Source organism: Aeromonas sp. 160P, assembly GCF_055193095.1.
Window position 1 is genome coordinate 3,796,195 of the sequence record NZ_JBUXKV010000001.1, and the last position, 19,817, is coordinate 3,816,011.

Annotated in this window: 18 protein-coding genes; 7 read left to right on the forward strand and 11 right to left on the reverse strand. The window is 57.2% G+C overall.

Going from position 1 to position 19,817, the window contains the following annotated elements:
* Nucleotides 1-2: 2 nt before the first annotated feature.
* Genes bioC through bioB form a run of 3 tightly spaced genes read right to left on the reverse strand, consistent with a single transcriptional unit; the run spans nucleotide 3 to nucleotide 3,110 of the window.
* A complete protein-coding gene (bioC, locus tag ACY8FN_RS17610) occupies nucleotides 3-818 on the reverse strand; it encodes a malonyl-ACP O-methyltransferase BioC (protein WP_463100737.1) in 816 nt (271 codons plus the stop codon).
* Nucleotides 811-2,007, reverse strand: coding sequence for an 8-amino-7-oxononanoate synthase (gene bioF, locus ACY8FN_RS17615; RefSeq protein ID WP_463100738.1), 1,197 nt, complete (start codon nucleotides 2,005-2,007; stop codon nucleotides 811-813). The genes bioC and bioF overlap by 8 nt, the downstream gene beginning before the upstream one ends.
* The gene (gene bioB, locus ACY8FN_RS17620) at nucleotides 2,004-3,110 is read right to left on the reverse strand and encodes a biotin synthase BioB (RefSeq protein ID WP_463100739.1); all 1,107 of its coding nucleotides are present in this window, start codon (nucleotides 3,108-3,110) and stop codon (nucleotides 2,004-2,006) included. The genes bioF and bioB overlap by 4 nt, the downstream gene beginning before the upstream one ends.
* Before the next feature lie 192 nt (nucleotides 3,111-3,302).
* Between bioB and bioA the strand changes: the two genes are divergently transcribed.
* Together bioA and ACY8FN_RS17630 are read left to right on the forward strand one after the other, a co-directional pair.
* Nucleotides 3,303-4,577, forward strand: a complete 1,275-nt coding sequence (bioA, locus tag ACY8FN_RS17625) for an adenosylmethionine--8-amino-7-oxononanoate transaminase (protein ID WP_463100740.1) — start codon at nucleotides 3,303-3,305, stop codon at nucleotides 4,575-4,577.
* Nucleotides 4,578-4,752: 175 nt separating this feature from the next.
* Complete coding sequence (locus tag ACY8FN_RS17630) at nucleotides 4,753-5,571, forward strand: HAMP domain-containing protein (RefSeq protein WP_463100741.1); 819 nt, start codon at nucleotides 4,753-4,755, stop codon at nucleotides 5,569-5,571.
* 4 nt (nucleotides 5,572-5,575) lie between these two features.
* Here the strand turns inward: ACY8FN_RS17630 and ACY8FN_RS17635 are convergent, their stop codons facing one another.
* Entirely contained in the window at nucleotides 5,576-5,920 is a 345-nt protein-coding gene (locus ACY8FN_RS17635; protein WP_223290088.1) for a hypothetical protein, read from the reverse strand.
* 198 nt (nucleotides 5,921-6,118) lie between these two features.
* Between ACY8FN_RS17635 and asnS the strand changes: the two genes are divergently transcribed.
* The 3 genes from asnS (at nucleotide 6,119) to ACY8FN_RS17650 (ending at nucleotide 10,082) form a co-directional block, all read left to right on the forward strand.
* On the forward strand, nucleotides 6,119-7,519 hold the full coding sequence (gene asnS, locus ACY8FN_RS17640) for an asparagine--tRNA ligase (RefSeq protein ID WP_101315405.1): 1,401 nt from the start codon (nucleotides 6,119-6,121) through the stop codon (nucleotides 7,517-7,519).
* A 110-nt stretch (nucleotides 7,520-7,629) separates the two neighbouring features.
* Nucleotides 7,630-8,385: a substrate-binding periplasmic protein gene (locus ACY8FN_RS17645; protein ID WP_463100742.1), complete on the forward strand. Its 756-nt coding sequence runs from the start codon at nucleotides 7,630-7,632 to the stop codon at nucleotides 8,383-8,385.
* Nucleotides 8,386-8,738: 353 nt separating this feature from the next.
* A complete protein-coding gene (locus ACY8FN_RS17650) occupies nucleotides 8,739-10,082 on the forward strand; it encodes an anaerobic C4-dicarboxylate transporter (protein ID WP_101324121.1) in 1,344 nt (447 codons plus the stop codon).
* A gap of 475 nt (nucleotides 10,083-10,557) precedes the next feature.
* On the opposite strand, the gene ACY8FN_RS17655 is transcribed toward ACY8FN_RS17650, so the two are convergent.
* Nucleotides 10,558-11,697: a M20 family metallopeptidase gene (locus ACY8FN_RS17655; RefSeq protein ID WP_463100743.1), complete on the reverse strand. Its 1,140-nt coding sequence runs from the start codon at nucleotides 11,695-11,697 to the stop codon at nucleotides 10,558-10,560.
* 116 nt (nucleotides 11,698-11,813) lie between these two features.
* Nucleotides 11,814-13,190 (reverse strand): C4-dicarboxylate transporter DcuC, encoded by a 1,377-nt coding sequence (dcuC, locus tag ACY8FN_RS17660; RefSeq protein ID WP_463100744.1) that lies wholly within the window; start codon nucleotides 13,188-13,190, stop codon nucleotides 11,814-11,816.
* 285 nt (nucleotides 13,191-13,475) lie between these two features.
* On the opposite strand from dcuC, the gene ACY8FN_RS17665 reads away from it, so the two are divergent.
* Nucleotides 13,476-13,790: a hypothetical protein gene (locus tag ACY8FN_RS17665; protein WP_162515512.1), complete on the forward strand. Its 315-nt coding sequence runs from the start codon at nucleotides 13,476-13,478 to the stop codon at nucleotides 13,788-13,790.
* Between the two features lie 439 nt (nucleotides 13,791-14,229).
* On the opposite strand, the gene ACY8FN_RS17670 is transcribed toward ACY8FN_RS17665, so the two are convergent.
* The 5 genes from ACY8FN_RS17670 to ACY8FN_RS17690 all read right to left on the reverse strand — a co-directional run bounded on the left by ACY8FN_RS17670 (nucleotide 14,230) and on the right by ACY8FN_RS17690 (nucleotide 19,204).
* Nucleotides 14,230-15,240, reverse strand: a complete 1,011-nt coding sequence (locus ACY8FN_RS17670; protein WP_378005783.1) for a hypothetical protein — start codon at nucleotides 15,238-15,240, stop codon at nucleotides 14,230-14,232.
* A gap of 112 nt (nucleotides 15,241-15,352) precedes the next feature.
* Nucleotides 15,353-15,904 (reverse strand): recombinase family protein, encoded by a 552-nt coding sequence (locus ACY8FN_RS17675; protein WP_463100745.1) that lies wholly within the window; start codon nucleotides 15,902-15,904, stop codon nucleotides 15,353-15,355.
* A 112-nt stretch (nucleotides 15,905-16,016) separates the two neighbouring features.
* Nucleotides 16,017-16,154 (reverse strand): hypothetical protein, encoded by a 138-nt coding sequence (locus ACY8FN_RS17680; protein WP_010674054.1) that lies wholly within the window; start codon nucleotides 16,152-16,154, stop codon nucleotides 16,017-16,019.
* Nucleotides 16,155-16,532: 378 nt separating this feature from the next.
* Nucleotides 16,533-17,471: a hypothetical protein gene (locus ACY8FN_RS17685; protein WP_463100746.1), complete on the reverse strand. Its 939-nt coding sequence runs from the start codon at nucleotides 17,469-17,471 to the stop codon at nucleotides 16,533-16,535.
* Between the two features lie 20 nt (nucleotides 17,472-17,491).
* Nucleotides 17,492-19,204: a recombinase family protein gene (locus ACY8FN_RS17690; protein WP_010674052.1), complete on the reverse strand. Its 1,713-nt coding sequence runs from the start codon at nucleotides 19,202-19,204 to the stop codon at nucleotides 17,492-17,494.
* A gap of 238 nt (nucleotides 19,205-19,442) precedes the next feature.
* Here ACY8FN_RS17690 and ACY8FN_RS17695 point away from each other — a divergent pair, with 238 nt between their 5' ends.
* On the forward strand, nucleotides 19,443-19,817 hold the full coding sequence (locus ACY8FN_RS17695; protein ID WP_463101199.1) for an ArsC family reductase: 375 nt from the start codon (nucleotides 19,443-19,445) through the stop codon (nucleotides 19,815-19,817).

The window sequence follows — 19,817 nt, forward strand, 5'->3', positions numbered from 1 at the left end:
GGTCAGCAAGGCTTGCTGAGCTGGCCAAGACACACCCGATAACTCGCCAGCAACTGACCATCAGGCTGGCGAAACGCCTCATAGGCCTGCGCAAGTTGCTGCAATCTGGCGCGACCGCTCAGCCCAGCCGGGGCGGCATTTCGCTGATTGTCATTGATCTGATTGGCCCCGATCCCCTTGAGATCGCGCAACAGCTGCGGCAATGCCTGATAGGCGAGATCCCAGGTGATACTACGCAGCTCGGGAGCAGATACTCCGGCGGCGGCCAGCGCCTGCTCCAATTGTGGCAGGCTGAGGAAGCGATTGACATGGGCGCGGCCATCAAGCTGCTGCCAGGCGGCTCGCAACTGCCAGAGCGACTCATCGAGCAGGGTCGAGAAAAAGATCTGGCCGCCCGGTTTGACCACCCGCAGCAGCTCGCCAAAGGCGTGGGCCGGACGCTCGCACCACTGCAACGCCAGACTGGAAAAGACCCAGTCGAACGTGTTATTGGCGAAAGGAAGCTGCTCGGCATCGCCGCAGAGCAGACGGGCACCGCTGCCGCGCAAGGCGGCTTGCGCCAGCATGCCGGGAGCCAGATCCAGCCCCACCAGCTGGTGACAGCGGTTCGCTAGCTGAGGCAAGAAAAAACCGGTGCCACAGCCCAGATCCAGCCCGTTTACCGTCAGATCAGTGCCAACCGGCCTGCTCGGCATCAGTTCGAGCAGCGCCTGACCCACCTCCTGCTGAAAGCGGGCATGGGCATCGTAGTGACGGGCGGCGGCGCCGAAACGGCGGGCGAGCTGCGCCTTGTCCACCGACTGGAAGCGCTCATCCATGATGAGTTCCCTCCAGATTGGCGCTGCCCGCACAGGGGCCGAGGGCATCAAGCAGGCGATCCACATCCTGTTCGCGGTGAGCCGTGCTCAGGGTAATACGCAGTCGCGCCGTACCGACCGGCACCGTGGGCGGACGAATGGCACTCACCCAGACGCCACGATCCCGCAGCCGTTCAGCCAGTTGCAGGGCGGCACTGCTCTCCCCCACCAGCAGCGGCTGGATGGGAGTATCGCTCGCCCCCAGCTGCCAACCCAGCCCCTCTGCCCCTTGCCGGAAACGGGCGATCAGCTGGCCAAGATGGGCACGGGCATCATCGGCGGCGCGCACCAGTTCGATGCTCTTGCTGACGGCGCAAGCCTGCGCGGCGGGCATATGGGTGCTGTAGACATAGTGGCGAGCGAAGTTGACCAGATAATCCACCAGCTCGCGACTGCCGCCGACAAAGGCCCCGGCGACGCCGAGCGCCTTGCCAAAGGTGCCCATCTGGATGTGTACGCTGGCCGGTTCCACCCCTTGTGCAGCCAGGGTGCCGCGCCCCTCGGGCCCCAACACGCCGAGGCCGTGGGCATCGTCGATCATCAGCCAGTTGCCGCTCTGGGCTGCGAGTGTTGCAAGCTCGCGCCAGGGCGCCTGATCCCCGTCCATGCTGAACACCCCTTCCGAGACAATCAGCCCGCGATTTGGCTCAAGCAGCCGTTCAAGGGCCGCCATATCGTTATGGCCAAAGCGCTTCATCTTGCAGGGGAGCTGGCTGCCCATCTCCTGCAGGGAGGCGTGGTTGAGTTTGTCCTGCCACAGCAGATGCTCCTTACCGAGCAGTGCCTTGAGCACCGCCTGATTGGCAGAAAAACCGCAGTTAAACAGCAGCACCGCCTCCACCCCGAGCCACTCGGCCAGGGTCTCTTCCAGCTGCTGGTGAGCGCGGCTGTAACCGGTGACCAGCGGCGAGGCACCGGAGCCAGTGCCATAGCGGTCAATCCCCGCTTTGAAGGCGGCCTTGATGGCGCTGTGATCCGCCAGCCCCAGATAGTCGTTAGCGGAAAAGTTGAGATAGTCGCGCCCCGCCACCTGCAACCGCCCCCCCACACTCCCTTGCGTCGCGATGCGGCGACGCAGCAAATCGGCCTGCTCGCGCCCGGCCAGCGCGGCGCTCAATGCAAAGGGGCCCGTGACTGCAGGGCCATTCATGACCGCGCGGCCCCGGTGCGAAAGTGAGGGCGAGTGTGGGGGCGGGTGGCGTCATAAAAGAGATCGCTTGGTTCGCTCTGGCGGCTCACCTCGGCCAGCAGGTCTTCTTCTTGTACCTGATCCGGCTTCTGGGCCCGCTGGGCCGGGCGAATGCCGAGCCGCTTGAACAGCTGCATGTCGCTGTTCTCGTCCGGATTGGGGGTAGTCAGCAGCTTGCAGCCGTAGAAGATGGAGTTGGCCCCCGCCATAAAGCACATCGCCTGCATCTGCTCGTTCATCTTCTCCCGCCCGGCGGAGAGGCGCACATGGGAGGCAGGCATCATGATGCGCGCCACAGCGATAGTGCGGATAAATTCGAACGGGTCGAGGTTCTCTTCGTTCTCCAGCGGCGTCCCTTTCACCTTGACCAGCATGTTGATGGGCACGCTTTCGGGGTGACGGGGCAGATTGGCCAGCGCCATCAACAGGCCTGCCCGATCCTTGGCCTGTTCGCCCATGCCGACGATGCCGCCGGAGCAGACCTTCATACCGGCGCCGCGCACATGCTCCAGAGTATCGAGCCGGTCCTGATAGGTGCGGGTGGAGATGATCTCGCCGTAGAACTCCGGCGAGGTATCGAGGTTGTGGTTGTAGTAATCGAGCCCCGCAGCGCCCAGACGGGCAGCCTGATCGGCGGTGAGCATCCCCAAGGTCATGCAGGTCTCCATCCCCAGCCCGCGCACCTCCTCAATCATCCGGATAACGTAGGGCATGTCTTTTTCTTTGGGGTTGCGCCAAGCCGCCCCCATGCAGAACCGGGACGAGCCGTTGGCCTTGGCCTCGCGGGCCCGCTCCAGCACCTTCTCCACCTCCATCAGCCGCTCGGTCTCGAGTCCGGTGTGGTAGCGGGCGCTCTGGGGGCAATATTTGCAATCCTCCGGGCAGGCGCCGGTCTTGATGGAGAGCAACGTGCTCACCTGCACCTCGTTGGGGTCGAAATGAGCGCGGTGGACGGTCTGGGCCGCAAACAGCAGATCGTTGAACGGCAGAGCAAACAGGGCCTGAACCTCGGCGAGAGTCCAGTCATGACGAAGGGCGTGACCGCCCATGGTGAGAGCATTCATACATGGCTTCCGGTTGTTATTAGTGGGATCCTGCGCCCGCATCACGGGATGGCCGGCCACAAAACCCGCCGCCGGGCCCGCGCGCTCAGGGTGATGCGCCGCGCCAAGTGGCTGAAATTGTTGGCTAGTGTAGAGAGCACGCGTAGACTGTCAACACCGACCAGATCAAATCAATTGACAACAGAACAACAAATGACCAATCAAGAATTCGACCTGCACCACATCTGGCACCCCTATACCTCCCTCACCCACCCTCTGCCCTGTTATGAAGTGGCCAGCGCCAAAGGGGTGACCATCACCCTCAGCGACGGCCGTGAACTGATAGATGGCATGAGCTCCTGGTGGGCTTGCGTGCACGGCTATCAGGTGCCTGAACTGGACGCCGCCGCCGCCGCCCAGCTCGGCAAGATGTCTCATGTGATGTTTGGCGGCCTGACTCACGCCCCGGCCATCGAGCTGTGCCGCAAGCTGGTGGAGATCACGCCAGCTAAGCTGGATCGGGTATTTCTGGCCGATTCCGGCTCAGTGGCAGTGGAAGTGGCGCTCAAGATGGCCCAGCAGTACTGGCACAGCAAGGGGACGCCAAAAGCCAAATTCGTCACCCTGCGCGGTGGCTATCACGGCGACACCTTCGGCGCCATGAGCGTCTGTGACCCCGATGGCGGCATGCATGAGCTCTACAAGGGGTTCCTGCCAGAGCACCATTTTGTCGAAGCCCCCAGCTGCCGCTTCCACGCAGAGTGGGACGAGCAGTGCGTGGTGGAGCTGGCGACGCTGGTGGCCGATCATCACCAAGAGATCGCCGCCCTCATCCTCGAACCCATAGTGCAGGGGGCGGGCGGCATGCGCTTCTATCACCCCCGTTACCTGCAGTGGGTGCGCGCCCTGTGCGATGAATTCGGGGTATTGCTGATTGCCGATGAGATTGCCACCGGCTTTGGCCGTACCGGCCAGCTGTTTGCCTGCGACTGGGCCGGGATCAGCCCCGACATCATGTGTCTGGGCAAAGCGCTCACCGGCGGCTATCTCACCCTATCGGCGACCCTCACCACCGAGCATGTTGCCCGCACCATCTGTGACGGCAAGGCGGGGGTCTTTATGCACGGCCCCACCTTTATGGGCAACCCGCTCGCCTGCGCGGTGGCCAACGCCTCCATCGATCTGCTGTTGGCCTCCCCGTGGCAGGAGCGGGTGCGCGCCATCGAGCATCAACTGCGTACCGAGCTGGTGGAACTGACCCTCCACCCGGCAGTGGCCGACGTGCGGGTACTCGGCGCCATCGGGGTGGTAGAGATGAAGGAGCGGGTCGATGTGGCCCGTATCCAGCGCAAATTTGTCGAGTTGGGGGCCTGGATCCGCCCGTTTGGCAAGCTGGTCTACCTGATGCCCCCCTTCGTCATCACCCCCGAAGAGCTGCGGGTATTGACCGGCGCCATCAGTCAGGCCATCGCCGAGGGCGAGTTTTAAGGCAACGGCGGGCGGCCATGGCAGCCGCCCGTTTGACTACCCGCATTTGATATATAAAGAGGGCAACTTTATCTACTTCAGTGCGGTTTCACTTGCCGTAATGTGAGCAAAACACCAGACCTGAGGCGCCAAGAGGGGTAAACTGCTGCGGTTTTACCATCAAGAAAGATTGCTCATGCGCCTCTCCATTGCTGCCAAAATCAACTTTTTCCTGCTCTTCATCTTCTCCATGGTACTGGTCTTCTCCGCAGCCTATCAGGCGGTGCGTGAGCGTGATCTCATCCTGACCCTCATGAAGGAGCAGAGTCGCGAGCAGACCGATGCCTATTTCGATGGCCTCAACATGCTGATGCTGACCGGCAAGATGGAAGCCCGAGATACCCTGCGCGCCAAGTTTCTCGACCACGCCCATGTGGAAGATGCCCGCATCGTCCGTGGTGATGCGGTCAACAAGCAGTACGGGCCAGCACGGGCAACCGAACAGGCCAAGGATGAATATGACCGACTGGCGTTAGCGGGAACAGGCAGTATGGCGGTGGTGTATGACGATATGCATAGCCGACTGGTAGTGACCCGACCGCTGCTGGCCAAAAAAGATCTTCGTGGCACCGACTGCACCAGCTGCCATCTGGTACCGGAAGACACAGTGCTGGGCGCGGTGCGCTTTGACTACTCCCTCGATTCGCTGTTTACCCGGGTTGAGCAAAATATCCTCACCTCGGCACTCATTCTCACCGCCATCTTCGGGCTGGGACTGCTGCTGACCCTGTGGGTCATCCGCACCTGGATAGTTCGCCCGCTCAATCACCTGACCCGCTCCATCGAGGAGGCTACCGATCTGCACGACTTTGACCACCGGCTGGAAGGAGATGACGACGATGAGATAGGACGGGTGGCCCTCGCCTACAACCAGATGCTCGACAGCGTGGCGCGTCAGCTGGGTAAGCCCCCACGGCCTGCTGACAAGCCCCCAAAAGAGCCTCTGAGTAAGTAATCGATCAGGGGACGTAGTAAAAAAGCAGGCTGGCAATCAGGATCAGTAACAGGATGGCCAGATTGACATGCATCGAATCCTCTTTGCGCCGGCTGCGTTGCCGCTCCAGCAGTAACACCGTCAGCGTCAGCCCGCAGCTCCCCCAAAGCCAATAGAGTAACCAGGGGGTCAACGCAGGATCCCAATAATCGCGCACCGCGATCCCGCCATAGACCAGAAAACCGTAGGCAATTTCGGGACGGGCATAGTGGTAAAGGGAGAGCAGCACGATAAAGCCGCCCCAGCAGAGCACCACCAGCCACTGCAATGCCTTCGTCAGCCAATCAGGTCCATGCCGCCTATCTTTCACACACTGCTCCTTTGCCATGACACCCGGGTTGCGCCAACCATGCGGAAAACCCCACCAGAGTCCGACATTTTTGCTTGTTTATCAAACCCGCGCGGGTAAGATTGACGGCTTAGTCTGCCATGATGGGCCAACGATTGCCCGGCCAGACCCCTAATGTTGCAAATAGCGCTGCAAGAACAAGCTGGAGACAATATTTCGATGACGCACGCATCCGTAGTAGATGTGCTGACCGGTAAATATGCGGTTGGCACCACCCAAACAGTAAAAGGGTGGATCCGGACTCGCCGTGATTCCAAGGCGGGGATCTCATTTTTGGCCGTATCCGATGGCTCCTGTTTCCATCCAGTACAAGCCGTTGTTCCCAATACCCTGGCCAATTACGAGAATGAAGTGCTGCGTCTGACCACTGCCTGCTCCGTGGAAGTGACTGGCGTGGTTGCCGCCTCTCAGGGCAGCGGCCAGGCTTTCGAGCTGCAAGCCACCGATATCAAAGTGGTAGGCTGGGTTGAAGATCCGGACACCTACCCGATGGCTGCCAAGCGTCACAGCATCGAATACCTGCGTGAACAGGCTCACCTGCGCCCGCGCACCAACATCGTTGGCGCCGTGACCCGGGTACGCAACTGCCTGGCCCAAGCCATCCACCGCTTCTTCCATGAAGAGGGCTATCTGTGGATTGCGGCCCCGCTCATCACCGCCTCTGACACCGAAGGTGCTGGCGAGATGTTCCGCGTCTCCACCCTGGACATGGAAAACCTGCCGCGCACCGACGCTGGCAAGGTCGATTACGACAAGGACTTCTTCGGCAAGGAGACCTTCCTGACCGTATCTGGCCAGCTCAACGTCGAAACCTATGCCTGTGCCCTCTCCAAGGTCTATACCTTCGGGCCAACCTTCCGCGCCGAAAATTCCAACACCAGCCGCCACCTGGCCGAGTTCTGGATGGTAGAGCCGGAAATTGCCTTCGCCAACCTGGACGACAACGCCGCCCTGGCCGAAGCCATGCTCAAATACGTCTTCAACGCCGTACTGGCTGAGCGCCGCGACGATCTGGAGTTCTTCGCCCAGCACGTCGACAAGGATGCTATCGGCCGTCTGGAGCGTTTCGTCTCCTCCGACTTCGCCCAGATCGACTACACCGATGCCATCGAAGTGCTGAAGAACTGTGGCAAGAAGTTCGAGTTCCCGGTCTCCTGGGGCATCGATCTCTCCTCCGAGCACGAGCGCTATCTGGCCGAAGAGCACTTCAAGTCTCCGGTGGTGGTGAAGAACTACCCGAAAGATATCAAGGCCTTCTACATGCGCCTCAACGACGACGGCAAGACCGTTGCTGCCATGGACGTACTGGCACCGGGGATCGGCGAGATCATCGGTGGTGCCCAGCGTGAGGAGCGCCTTGAGGTGCTGGATGCCCGCATGGCCGAGATGGGCCTGAACAAGGAAGATTACTGGTGGTACCGCGACCTGCGTCGCTTCGGTACCGTACCCCACGCTGGTTTCGGTCTGGGCTTCGAGCGTCTGGTGGTCTATGTGACCGGCATGGGCAACGTCCGCGACGTGATCCCGTTCCCGCGCACGCCGCGTACCGCCGAGTTCTGATCTGCGGCATCTTGCCGCTGCATCATCAAAGCCGACCTTGGGGTCGGCTTTTTTATTGTCACCGTTATGGGTGATACTCAGTATCAATCGGCACAAGGAACTGGTCGCCTATGGGATATCGCCTGCTTTTGTCACTGTTACTGCTCTGGCTGCCCTCAGCCCTGTGGGCCCAGCCCGTTCGTCTGACCACTCTGGAGTGGCCCCCCTTCACCAGCCAGAGCCTGCCCGATGGCGGTCTCACCGGTCATATCGTCAAACGCGCCTTTGCCGAGGCGGGACTGGAGGTGGAGTTCGACTTCTACCCCTGGCAGCGAGCGGTGCGGCTGGCCGCCGATCCGGCCCAACCCTACAGCGGCTATTTTCCCGAGTACCTCTCAGACACCCTGCCCACCCTGTGGCGCAGCTCCCCCAGCGTGGGTGACAGCGTATTGGGGATGGTGCAGCGAGCAGGCCCTCCCATTCCATGGCAACGGCTTACTGATCTCGCCCCCTACCGGATCGGCGTGGTGGAGGGGTACGTCAACACCCGGGAATTTGATGCCCTGATGGCCAGCAAACGCCTCAACACCTTCGCCGTCGATGCGGATCTGCTCAACCTGCGCAAATTGCAGCGCAACCGGCTCGATCTGGCGGTCATCGACCGGGATGTCTTCTACTGGCTGATCAATCACGACCGCAAGCTACAAACGGCCGGATTGCAGTTTCACCCGCAGATCCTTGAGCACAAGAGCCTGCACATCATGTTTCGCCCCGACCAACAGGCGCTGCAGCAACGGCTGGCGCAGGCCATTGCCCGGCTCGATATTGCCAAGCTGAGCGAGGATTATCAGCGCCGCTATCTGCAGCCAGCGGTCGCGGCCCCGTGAGCCAACCCAGCGAAGTCCCCGTTTGCCGGCAAAGATGACCTGAACACCGACTTTTTGACCCTCTTCTGCCGCTATTACGCCCTTTTTCTGCCCCTCCCCTGCCGCCACCACAACGACCTGAAGGCTTGGCTCCGTGTGATACCACTCAACTATTGAACTGATTTTTTTGTTAACAAGAGGTTTTTAAGTGGTTTAATCAAAAATTCATCGAGTTATTGAAGTAACTCAATTTTTTCAATTATGTAGGGGAGCAGAATAGCAACTAACCCTTTTGGGCTAAATAAAACAGACAATGACAATTAATGGTTCAGGCTACCCGCGGCAATATGGGTTGAATCACACGAGGTAATGGAATGATCTTGATGGAATTTTTGGTGGTACTCGGCTGCTTGCTGCTGGGTACCCGCTTTGGGGGCATGGGACTCGGTCTCATCAGTGGTATCGGTCTCTTTCTGCTGACCTTCGTCTTCGGCCTGGTGCCGGGCGAACCGCCAGTGCAGGTCATGCTGACCATTCTGGCGGTGATCGGCTGTGCCGCCACCCTGCAGACTGCCGGTGGCCTCAACCTGATGATGCAAGTGGCCGAGCGTCTGCTGCGCCGTCACCCGCAATACATCACCATTCTGGCACCGCTGACGACCTGGACCCTCACCTTCCTGTGCGGTACCGGCCACGTGGTCTACACCATGTTCCCCATCATCGCTGACATCGCGCTGCAGAAGAACATCCGTCCCGAGCGCCCGATGGCCGTGGCATCCGTTGCCTCCCAGATGGCTATCTGCGCCTCCCCGGTCTCCGTTGCCGTGGTCTCCATGGTCTCCATTCTGGCGGCCGGTCATGGCATCGGTCAGGCTTACGGCCTGCTCGACATCCTGATGATCGCCATCCCCTCCTCCCTGACCGGTGTGATCATGGCGGCCCTGTGGAGCCTGCGTCGCGGCAAGGATCTGGATCAGGACGAAGAGTTCCAGGCCAAGATCAAAGACCCGGAGCAGCGCACCTTCATCTATGGCGGTGGTGAAACCCTGCTCAACACCAAGTTCCCGAAAGAGGCCTACTGGTCTACCTGGATCTTCTTTGCTGCCATCGCTGCCGTGGTATTGCTCGGTGCCAACGAAGGTCTGCGTCCGGTGTTCACCATCAAGGACAAGACCGGCCCGCTCTCCATGAACCTGGTGATCCAGATGATGATGCTGATCGCCGGTGCCATCATCCTGATGCGCTGCAAGGTCAAGCCGGGTGAGATCTCCAACGGCCCTGTGTTCAAGGCCGGTATGGTCGCCATCTTCTCCGTGTTCGGGGTGGCATGGATGAGTGAGACCTTCTTCCAGGCTCACATGCCGCTACTCAAAGAGACCCTGGCTCACGTGGTACAGGCCCAGCCATGGACCTATGCGCTGGTGCTGTTCCTGATCTCCAAGCTGGTGAACAGCCAGGCCGCCGCCCTGACCGCCATCGCTCCAATGGGTCTGGCACTGGGCGTAGAGCCGAAACTGCTGATCGCCTTCCTGCCAGCGAGCTACGGCTACTTCGTGCTGCCGACCTACCCGAGCGATCTGGCCTGTATCGGTTTCGACCGCTCCGGCACCACCCGCATAGGCAAGTTCATCATCAACCACAGCTTCATCATTCCGGGGCTGATCGGGGTGAGCAGCTCCTGCGCCCTGGGTTATGTATTGACCACCATTTTGCTCTAATCGCAGCGGCGTTTATCACGCTCTTACAAGGCAGGCCCCCGCACCGGGGGCCTGCTCTTTTCCCCCGGTGCCCCTGCAGCGTTAGCCCAGCTCCTGCAATAGGACAACAGGGCAACATCCCCCCGCTTTCACCAGCAACATCCTACCCATCTATCCCCTCATTTAGCTCTGGCGCAGAGCCATCTTGGCCCTCAGCCATGCCAGCGCAGCAGAGGGCGTAACGCGCCCGGGTTTTTCCGCCCCGTTGCGCCCCGTTGCGCCCCGTTGCGCCCCTTACGCCTCTATGGCTGGCAGGTGGATCCTCTGGCCTATCTGGCAGAACCGCAGGGATAACGGCGCTAAACTATCTGGCCAGCTCACTCAAGGGCGCGCGAAAAATCGAGATAAAAAAACGGGAGGCAACAGCCTCCCGTTTGGGTTTGAGCGGACCAATTTTAAGCGGGCCAATAACGACCCGAACAAGGGATAAACCGGCTTATTTCGCCAGCTTGCCCAGTACCCGCTGCAACAAACGAATGCGCGGCTCTATGCTGTCGAGCAGCAGGAACTCGGCGTCCGAGTGGAAACCGCCCCCCATGGGGCCGAAGCCATCCAGCGACGGCACACCTGCGGCGGCAGTGAAGTTGGCATCCGAGCCGCCACCGGCCTCCAGCCAGTTGAAGGTGATCCCCTCTTCTGCCGCAGCGGCGTCTACCAGCGCCATCAGCGCTTCGGTATCACCATTGGGGCGCATTGCCGGCTTGAAGGTCTGGCGATCCACCTCGACCCGGCAGCCCACCAGGAAGGGGTTGTTGGCCATAAAGGTGAGCCGATCCTGTACTGCGCGAGCCTCTTCGTTGCTCCAAAAACGCAAATCCACGATCGCCTCGGCAAAGTCCGGCACCACGTTGACGCCGGTGCCGCCCTGCACCACCCCCACGTTCATGGTGGTGCCCGTGGTCATGTTGACCTGCTCGTTGATGGCCAGCACCCAGTGTGCCAGCTCGGTGATGGCGGAGACCCCTTCGGTCAGCGCCGAACCGGCATGGGAGGCCTTGCCGTGGAAGGTGATGCGGTACTTGGCATTGCCCTTGCGCGCACTGATGAGATCCCCATTGGGGCGCGCCGCTTCGGCCACCAGCACGCAGCCACTCCGCTTGGCTCGCTCGACCAGCCAATCCTTCGACCAGGGGGAACCCACCTCCTCGTCGCAGTTGTAGCAGACCAGCACCTTGAGCTTGGCCAGCAGCGCCGGGTCCATCTCTTTCAGGGCATACCAGATAGAGAGCAGGCCGCTCTTCATGTCCGACACACCGGGGCCAAAAGCCTGATTGCCTTCAATTTTCAGCGGGCGCTTGGCCGCCGTCCCCTCGGGGAAGACGGTATCCATGTGGCCACACAACATCACGTCGTAGTGATCGGCGCCCGGCGCATTGGTGATCTCGAGGCAGGGGCCGCACTCAGGAGCGAACTGGTGGCGGGTCACCTGCCAGCCGATGGCTTCATATTTCTCGGTCATGATGTCGGCCACTTTCGCAACCCCGGCCGGGGTGCGGGTGCCGCAATCGAGATTGATCAGCGGAGCCAGATCGGTCAGATAGCTATCGAGGGAAAACCGGTTCTTTACAACTGTCATTATCTTCTCCATGAAATGAGTAGCCCTGATGGCCGAACGTTTTCTGCAAAATACCAAACCGTAACAAAAAGGCGGGCGGCCATATCACCCGCCTGACCGTTCAATTCCAACAATCACTACATAAACAGCAGATAGTTAAGCGTCAACGCCGTCACCAGCGCCCCCGCCATGGGCACGCTGGTGCGCTTGACCACGGTAAAGGGCGACACCTTGGCAATCCCCGCACAGGCGATCAGCACCGCCGCGATGGGGGAGATGGTGCGGCCAATGCTGGAGGCGAGCTGCATCGGCAGCAGCATGGTCACCGCTGGCACGCCAAACTTGGCCGCCACCGCTGGCGCCAGGGTCGAGAAGCTGAGGAACGCCGCGTTACCGGAGCCCATGATGACGGCCGCCACCATGATCAGCGCCACCATCACTAGCGTCATCAGGCCGCTGCCGATACCGGCATTGCTGGCCGAGTGCAGCAGGGTGTCGATGGCACCGATGGCCTTGAGGGATTCGGCGAACAGCTCGGCACAGACGATCAGCGCGACTACCGGGCCAAACACCTTGCCCATACCGTCAAGGAAGCTCGACAACCCGGCAAAGGCGGTGCGCAGCGAGCGGCTACGCAGCAGCTCGCACAACATGCCGATAAAGACCGACAGCAACATGGCCACTTCAACGCTCATCTTGATGTCGCTCACCAACAGCTTGGAGAAGGTCATCATCAGCACGAAGGGGATGATCGGCAGCAGGCCATACCAGGTCGGCGCCTGCACAGCATCAGTACCCTGCTCGTCCAGTTCGGCGTGCTCGCCACGATGGAGGGCCGGATCCCAACCATCCTTGCGATCGCAGTGACGCTGCCAGAAGAAGTGCAGCACCATGGTCACCAGCAGCATGGGGGCCACCAGCCAGATCTGGTAATCGACGAAATAGCTGGTCGGATCCATGCCAGATTGACCGGCGGAGAAGATGGCGTTGGTCTGGGTCGGGCCAATCTCGAACGCCTGGGAGGTGGCGATGACGCCACAGGCGGAGGCCGGGCTGATGCCAAGGTTGCGCATCACCGGGTACATGGTGACCATCAACAGCAGGCCAAGACCGGTGGCGGAGGTGACGAACAGGGAGACAAATACCGCCACCAGATAGCAGATGGAGAGCATCAGGTAGCTGGACTGGATGCCTGCCACCGGTTTGACCGCTACCCGCACCAGCGCCTGGGAGGCACCGATATGGGACATGTAGGTGGCAAAGCCTGCCACCGCCATGATGGTTAGGCCCAGCCCCGCCGCGCGGTAGGAGAAGATCTCCTTGAACACCTCAAACAGGTCGAACAGGGCGAATCCGGTGCTCTTGTCAGCAGGGAGAATGGGGTGCAGCCCCAGCCAGTAGGCCACTGCAAAAATGGCCATGCCCGCCAGCGCCAGCACCGCCTGCGGGTTGTAATCCTTGATAATGCCGTAGACCACGGCGACCAAAACGAGCAAGACGAATAAAAGTTCCAATATTCACTCCTGATAAATTTATCGAAGAGCGAAATCTAGTGTTCTGACCACGGTTTGCCTTTGATCCCTATCAAGAAAGGTGCCGTCATCGGGATTCATCAGCATAATATGTTGGTGATGTAACAAAATTTCGTTGTTTAAACTGCCGGAAAACCTTTATCAACCGCTATCCGGGGATTGTGTGACACGACTCCCCTCTTTTTTGCGTTGGATCAACATATGACAACGCCGAAGTGGCGAAGATGCGCTTCGACATTCAGCGACCATTTCGCGCCGGAGAGAGTTATGACAAACCAAGCCACCGCAGGTGTCTCGACCTGCGACTACAAGCTGTGGGACATCCTCGTCGAGTCTGCAAAGGAACGCACTACCATTCGTTACTCCAAACTGGCCAAGCTGGCCGGGCTGGAGCAGTGCCAGGATGAACTGCGCACCCTGCTGCAACGCATCCGCATGTACTGCACTGAAAACAACCTGCCGATCCTCTCCACCATAGTGGTGGATGACGTGGGCAAATATACTGGCCTCTCTTCCAGCCTGCCTGATGCACCCTGGGAACGGGCCCGGGTCTTTGACCATGAGTGGAGCACCCTGCACTGATTGACGTGCTTGAAGATGCCGACCAAAACGCGCCCGCTGGCGCGTTTTGGCTATCTGGCGTTTGTCTCATTCTCTTTCTCCCGCAATAACCGCTTTTCTCCCGTAATAACTGCCCCATCGGGCACTCCCGCCGCAGTGCTCCTGACCTTGACCACGAAAGCGCCGTTCAGGTGTGACCTGTCGCGGTAAAACCCGCCAGCCTGACCATCAGCGTTGCCATGAGATCGCCACAATGCCAGAATCAGGCCCTTGCACTCTGTTGATTCGGATTTTCGGGACGCGGCCCACGGCAAGCGCCCACAAGAGAAGGACTCCCCATGGCCACCACCCTCTATGGCATCAAGAACTGCGAGCCATTTTTATTGGAAGAGCCGAGCAAGTTGCACAAAAAAGCCTGAGAAACTCTCAGGCTCTTCAACACTGACGCCCGGTCTAGCAGCTATTTTTGCTCGCTAGTGTTCACGGACACGAGTCTTGCAGTCAAAACTTTGTCACCGCTCATGGTAGCGAAGAACGAGAAATTGATTGAATTTCTTTTCTTAATCGCTTCTAAGATTGTGTCCCTATCATCGGAACTTAATGTATTCAGGTCTGCACGTATAGTTAGAGGTTGGTTTAACTCTCTGCAATAGACGCTAAGACTCAAATGCCTCACGTTTTCTTTATAGCCTGTGATGAAGCATTCACTTGTTACCTCTTGAGGCGCTTTGTCTAAAGCGTCTTTTTTGGCAAACCGTTGAATCTCCGCGTTAGACAAAGTTAATCCGCCAAACTCGACACTTTTTGCATCAGGTATGGATCTAACGATTTCTCCATAGCCATTCGCAAATCTATCAGCTATTTGTTCACCCTTACCATTTAGATTATTCATGGCAAGTCCGACAACAATATCCCTGATTGCATCGAGAGAGCCTTGAGCAGGCTTAAGAGAAGCTTCGAGACGCTTAGTCTCTTCCATTGCCAGAGCCGTTTGATGCTCGCTATCAAAGTAGCTTTTCGCAATATAGGCCCCACTCATGCACACAGCCATGATGGCAACAGCTGAGATAATCTCTTTGCCAGTCATGCGTTTAAACGCCGTGTCCAAGCATCCAAACAATCGAGATAAGTAGTCATCACCATTACCATCACTCTGTGTTGAACCGTCAGATATTGTGAAAATAAATTCATCAATAACTTCTCGATCTTCGTTCGTAAGCCTTTGAAGGTTATCTGTTCCATACTTACTGATACAGTAGCTTCTTTTCGTCTCATTCTGAAACGCAAGTAACCCTTCCATCAGTCGGCTAGGTAGGCTCTGTTTGTACCGTTTCCCATCAACATGCAGACTAATTTTCGGCCAGCCATCAAACTTCAACAAAGGCACATCATTTGAGTCTGAGTCAGAACTGAGATAGTCAAGGGCAAACTCAAGGAATTGTAGTTCTGACTTGATAACGACTTCGTTCATTAGGGGTTCCGTTTGATAGTTGATCGCCGTATCGTATTGCCTACGATTGGTTTACGTCAAAAAAAAACCCTGAAAATGTGTGCTTAGTCATTACTAACAATGTGGCTAGAGGTCACCCCCTAGCCTCACTCAGCAATATTCGATGAACACTCGACACACTGATGCCCAGCCGTTTTGCCACTGATGCCTTAGCTATGCCCTGCGATAGAAGATGTAGCACCTCATCCCGCTTCTCCATCGCTGTCGGCTTGCGGCCTTTGTAGACCCCTTTGGCCTTCGCCAAGGCGATCCCTTCCGCCTGACGCTCTAGCATGATTTCTCGCTCGAACGTGGCGATGGCTCCGATCATGGTCAGCATTAGCTTGCCTGTCGGTGTCGCCGTGTCGATGCCCAAGTTCTGGATCTGTAATGTTACCCCTTTGGCGTGTAGCTGGTCTGTGATCTCCAGCAAGTGACGGGTGTTTCGAGCGAGTCGATCCAATTTGGTCACTTTTAGCACGTCTCCAGAGCGGGCGAACTCGAGCATTGCCTGTAGTTGTGGCCTATCCGTCTTGCTACCGCTGACCTTCTCCTGAAAAACTTTTTCACACTCCGCCAGAGCTGTCAGTTGCTGCTCCAGCGATTGCCCCGTGGTCGAGACACGGGCATACCCGATGATTGCCATGATGGCCTCCCAATAGGTTCAAGACCCTGCAAGAAAAACGTGTCAAAACTCATATCCCAACCCGTGTGACAGGGGTTGCCGGGGGGCTTCCGGTCTGTCACACGGGCATGGTCTATTGAGCGTCCGGCTCCTTCGGCGGGGGCGGCGGTGTCTGCATCGAGTTGACGGCCTCCTTGATGAGGACGCCCAAGGCTGCCAGCAGTGCCGCCTCCAACGCTTTCAGTAACGGGTTCCCTTGCTGCTCATTCATACGCCTTCTCCTTGCTGGATGGCTCCCGACAAGGGGCCAGATGTGATGTATTCCATGGGGTTCTCCTATGGGGTTGCTCTCATCTGTCTTATACCGGCGTAGGGTCTGAATGTTGCCAGCTCGCTTTCCTTGTGCTGGTGGGGTTTGGGATTGTTTTTGCCGGGCAATCAACCGGGCAAGTTCGTTGCAATCTTCTCGAAATCTCTCCTTCGGGTGGCTGGTAAGCTCCCCCCTCGGTGTAGTAAATAGATAAGAGTCAGAGTAACTAAACGGGTATATATATCGGGCTGGAACAAACGACACATCAGACACATGTCGCCGAAAAGCCCATGAACACGTTGTTGGATGTGTCGATGAGACTCAAATCGACCAGACACATCACCCCGAAATGTGTCGATTGGCAGTCACTCGCGGCGGGGTCAGACGGTGATATGCCAGATTACCGCTATGCCTCGGACTCAACCGCCAGCCAAGCCGTTGTGCAATCTTCTCCAAGTCGCGTTTGGGCTGGGCTGGATATCGCAGATACCCGGCAGAATCGCAGGTATAAGCACTCTGGGCAGACTCTCGCGTGATATCAAGATGTCGGCCATCGCCCGGCTCTGCCATTGCTCCCAGCAGCCCTTGCAGGTACTCCTCAACGCTTAGGATGCGTCCCTGAGTCCGGCAAATGGTAGCCCACAGCTCTTGCTCCTCATGGCGAATCCTGAGCGGTCTGAGGCCCGTCTGCTGCTCGATGCAAGCATCACGCTGCTGGTCTGCTTTACGGTTCACTGGCTCCAGATGCTCTTTTTCGTCAAACTCCAGCAAGTAGGTTTCCTGCCGGATAGGTTTGTCAAAATACTTCCCGTTTGGGTCGAACCACTGCAAATCTACCCGAAAATCCACCCGGTAAGGGTCGCAATCGAACTGCGGGATCACCTCCATTCGCAAACCCGGTTGCTGCATTTGAAAGTAAGTAACCAGCGGGGCCAAGTATTCCACATAAAATGCAGCCTCATGGCGGCTTTGCCTTTCATCATGTGGTAACTCCAGCCCGGTAAGCTGCTCGATCTCCGCTATTAGCCTCAGGTTTAAGTGAGAGCTGGGGCCATAGGTCAACACAGCCAAGGCTTGTAAGGGAGTCCACGTCCCCAATCCATTATCCGGTTCGGGAACCTCCGGCAGGTCAAGCCCCTGCACCTGCCGGATGTTACCTATTGCTCTCCAGACATACTGGCTGTATCGGCGGTTGAATCCAGGTATCCGCGAGAGCAATTTTTTTGCATCAATAAGCCCTTGTGAATGAGGGCCAATGAAAACACCTGTAGCGTCCAATACAACCCCCTTGTAGGCATTTATTGCGAATATTCTGAGCTTAAATCCTCAAAGTCAGGATCTGTGCCATCATCGTTCTTCTGGGAGTTACGGATATCATTTTCCATCTCTTGTTGCATCACTGAAGGATCAACACCATAAGGAGCATTAGGTTGAGTCTTTCTAACACAGTATCTAGACCCATCATAAATCGAACTCCCCGCCAATTTGTTTTCAAAAACCTGCGTCAGCATGAGCCCGCCATCAAGATCCTTATACTCTGCCCACAGATAGCCACCATCAAAACGGAATCTAATTTCCTTCAATGCCATTTTTAACTGACTGTTGAATAGCTGACGCTGTTCCGTTGTTTTTAACTCATCTGGTTTTATGATGTATTTAAGTGTTTTGGCTGATAGCTCTCGACTAAAAAGCTCTCTCTCAGCTTGTTGCACTTGCTCTTCTAAGGCCTGTGTTTTCTTCTTACACTGCTCGAATAAGACTCGAAAATCAGCATCGTTATCGTTCTCCAGTACGAGTTGTGCGGCCTTCTTTCTCTTTTGGGTCTCCGCCTCTAGCTGAACTCGTAATTCTGCTAGCGTGTTTTTAAGAGCGATCGTCTTATCCTCAATCTCAACCCGCTGCTTCATCACGTTGTTCAGCAAGAAAATAGCTTGTAACAGTTGTGGTTCAACTCTGCTGTAAAGCATGTTAGGCAATTTGCACCCAGCTGTATTCTGCTTGGGGCAAACCAGATAGTTTCTCGGGCTCCCTGCCCGCCCCTTATTTTGGTAACGCAACGATTCGCCACACTGACAACGAAGTACACCACTAAAGAGATTGTTAAAGGTACCTTTGCGATAAGAACCACTATGCTTGTTCCTCTTACTAATAAGGTGCTGCACCTCTTCAAACAAGGCAGGGGAAACAATTGTGGGATAGTACCCCAGAATAGGGTCTCCTTCAGGTACCCGCTCACCACTATCTATATCTAACTTGTGTGGCTGAAACACACCTATCACAGTTTGGCTCTTGATGACCGCCTGAATTCCAGCCGGACGCCAATCAGCCTCTTTGCCAAATGTCTTGTAGCCCTTTTCCAGAAAAATCTTGGCAATCTGTTCATAACCACAACCAGTCTTAGCCAGCTCAAACATTTCATTCACGATTGCAGCTCGTTCAGGGATAGGCCTAATCTTTCCCTCTTCCAATTTCAGCCATGAGGGTAAGCGAGAGTTTTTCATCACCTTATTATTCTCTCTGGCCTGCTCCCGGCCATTCTCCCAAGCATCACGACTTCGACCACTCTTTGTTTCTGACTCATTATTCGCACGAGCCATAAAGACAATAGAAAGCAATAGATTCTGAGTTTCTACCTGACCTTTGCGATACACCGCTTTGTCGTCGAGCGTAACGATAACAATGCCCGCACTGATTATCGCAAGAAACTGGATCAGTGCATCTTCTACCGTTTGCCGACTCAGGCGGTCTACCGATTCAACCAACAGATAGGATCCTTGCTCAATTTTTCCGCTCTTTACCGCATCAAAGAAGCGACCTAGCGCCCCTATAGCCATGTTGGCTCCTCGATACGCACTCAACCCAAAGTCATCAATGGTCTTCTCATCAAGCTGGAGATTGTGCTCGGCACAGTAATCGGTTGCCTTCTGAAGCTGACGACGATAGCTATCCCCTTGTGCCTGCTTTGGGGTACTGAACCGAATGTAGGAATAGGCCTTCGGGGGACGACTCATAACAACTCCTTTGCATTGGCCCACATCAGGGGTAGGTGAGCAAGGTTGATAACCAAGATGAGGTGAGCCTATCAGCAAAGCGGCACATCCCACAATATTCATTGGTAGTTATTTTTACCGACATCACTGTAATCCAACAAACAAGCCATAGGTCAGATGACCAACCTAAGCGGTCACGTTTCCATGGATGGTGATCGTCTGTATGCTACTGCCCATCAAACGGAACACGGTGAACCCCATGGAAAACAAGAGCGAATGTAAAGTCGTACTCTACGGCATTTCTCCCAAGAACTGCGACACCATCAAGAAAGCCCGCAAGTGGCTGGATGAGGCCGGTATCGACTACCGCTTTCACGACCACCGCGCTGACGGGCTGGATCCCGCCGCGCTGGACAGCTGGCTGGCACAACTCGGCTGGGAAGCCCTGCTCAACAGCCGCGGCACCACCTTCCGCGCCCTGCCGGATGAGGCCAAACAGGGGCTCGACACCGCCAAGGCGCGCGCCCTGCTGCTGGAACACCCGGCGATGATCAAGCGCCCGCTGCTGGATCGTGACGGCGAACTGACCCTGGGTTTCAAGGCCGATCACTACCAATCCCTCTTCTCTCGTTAA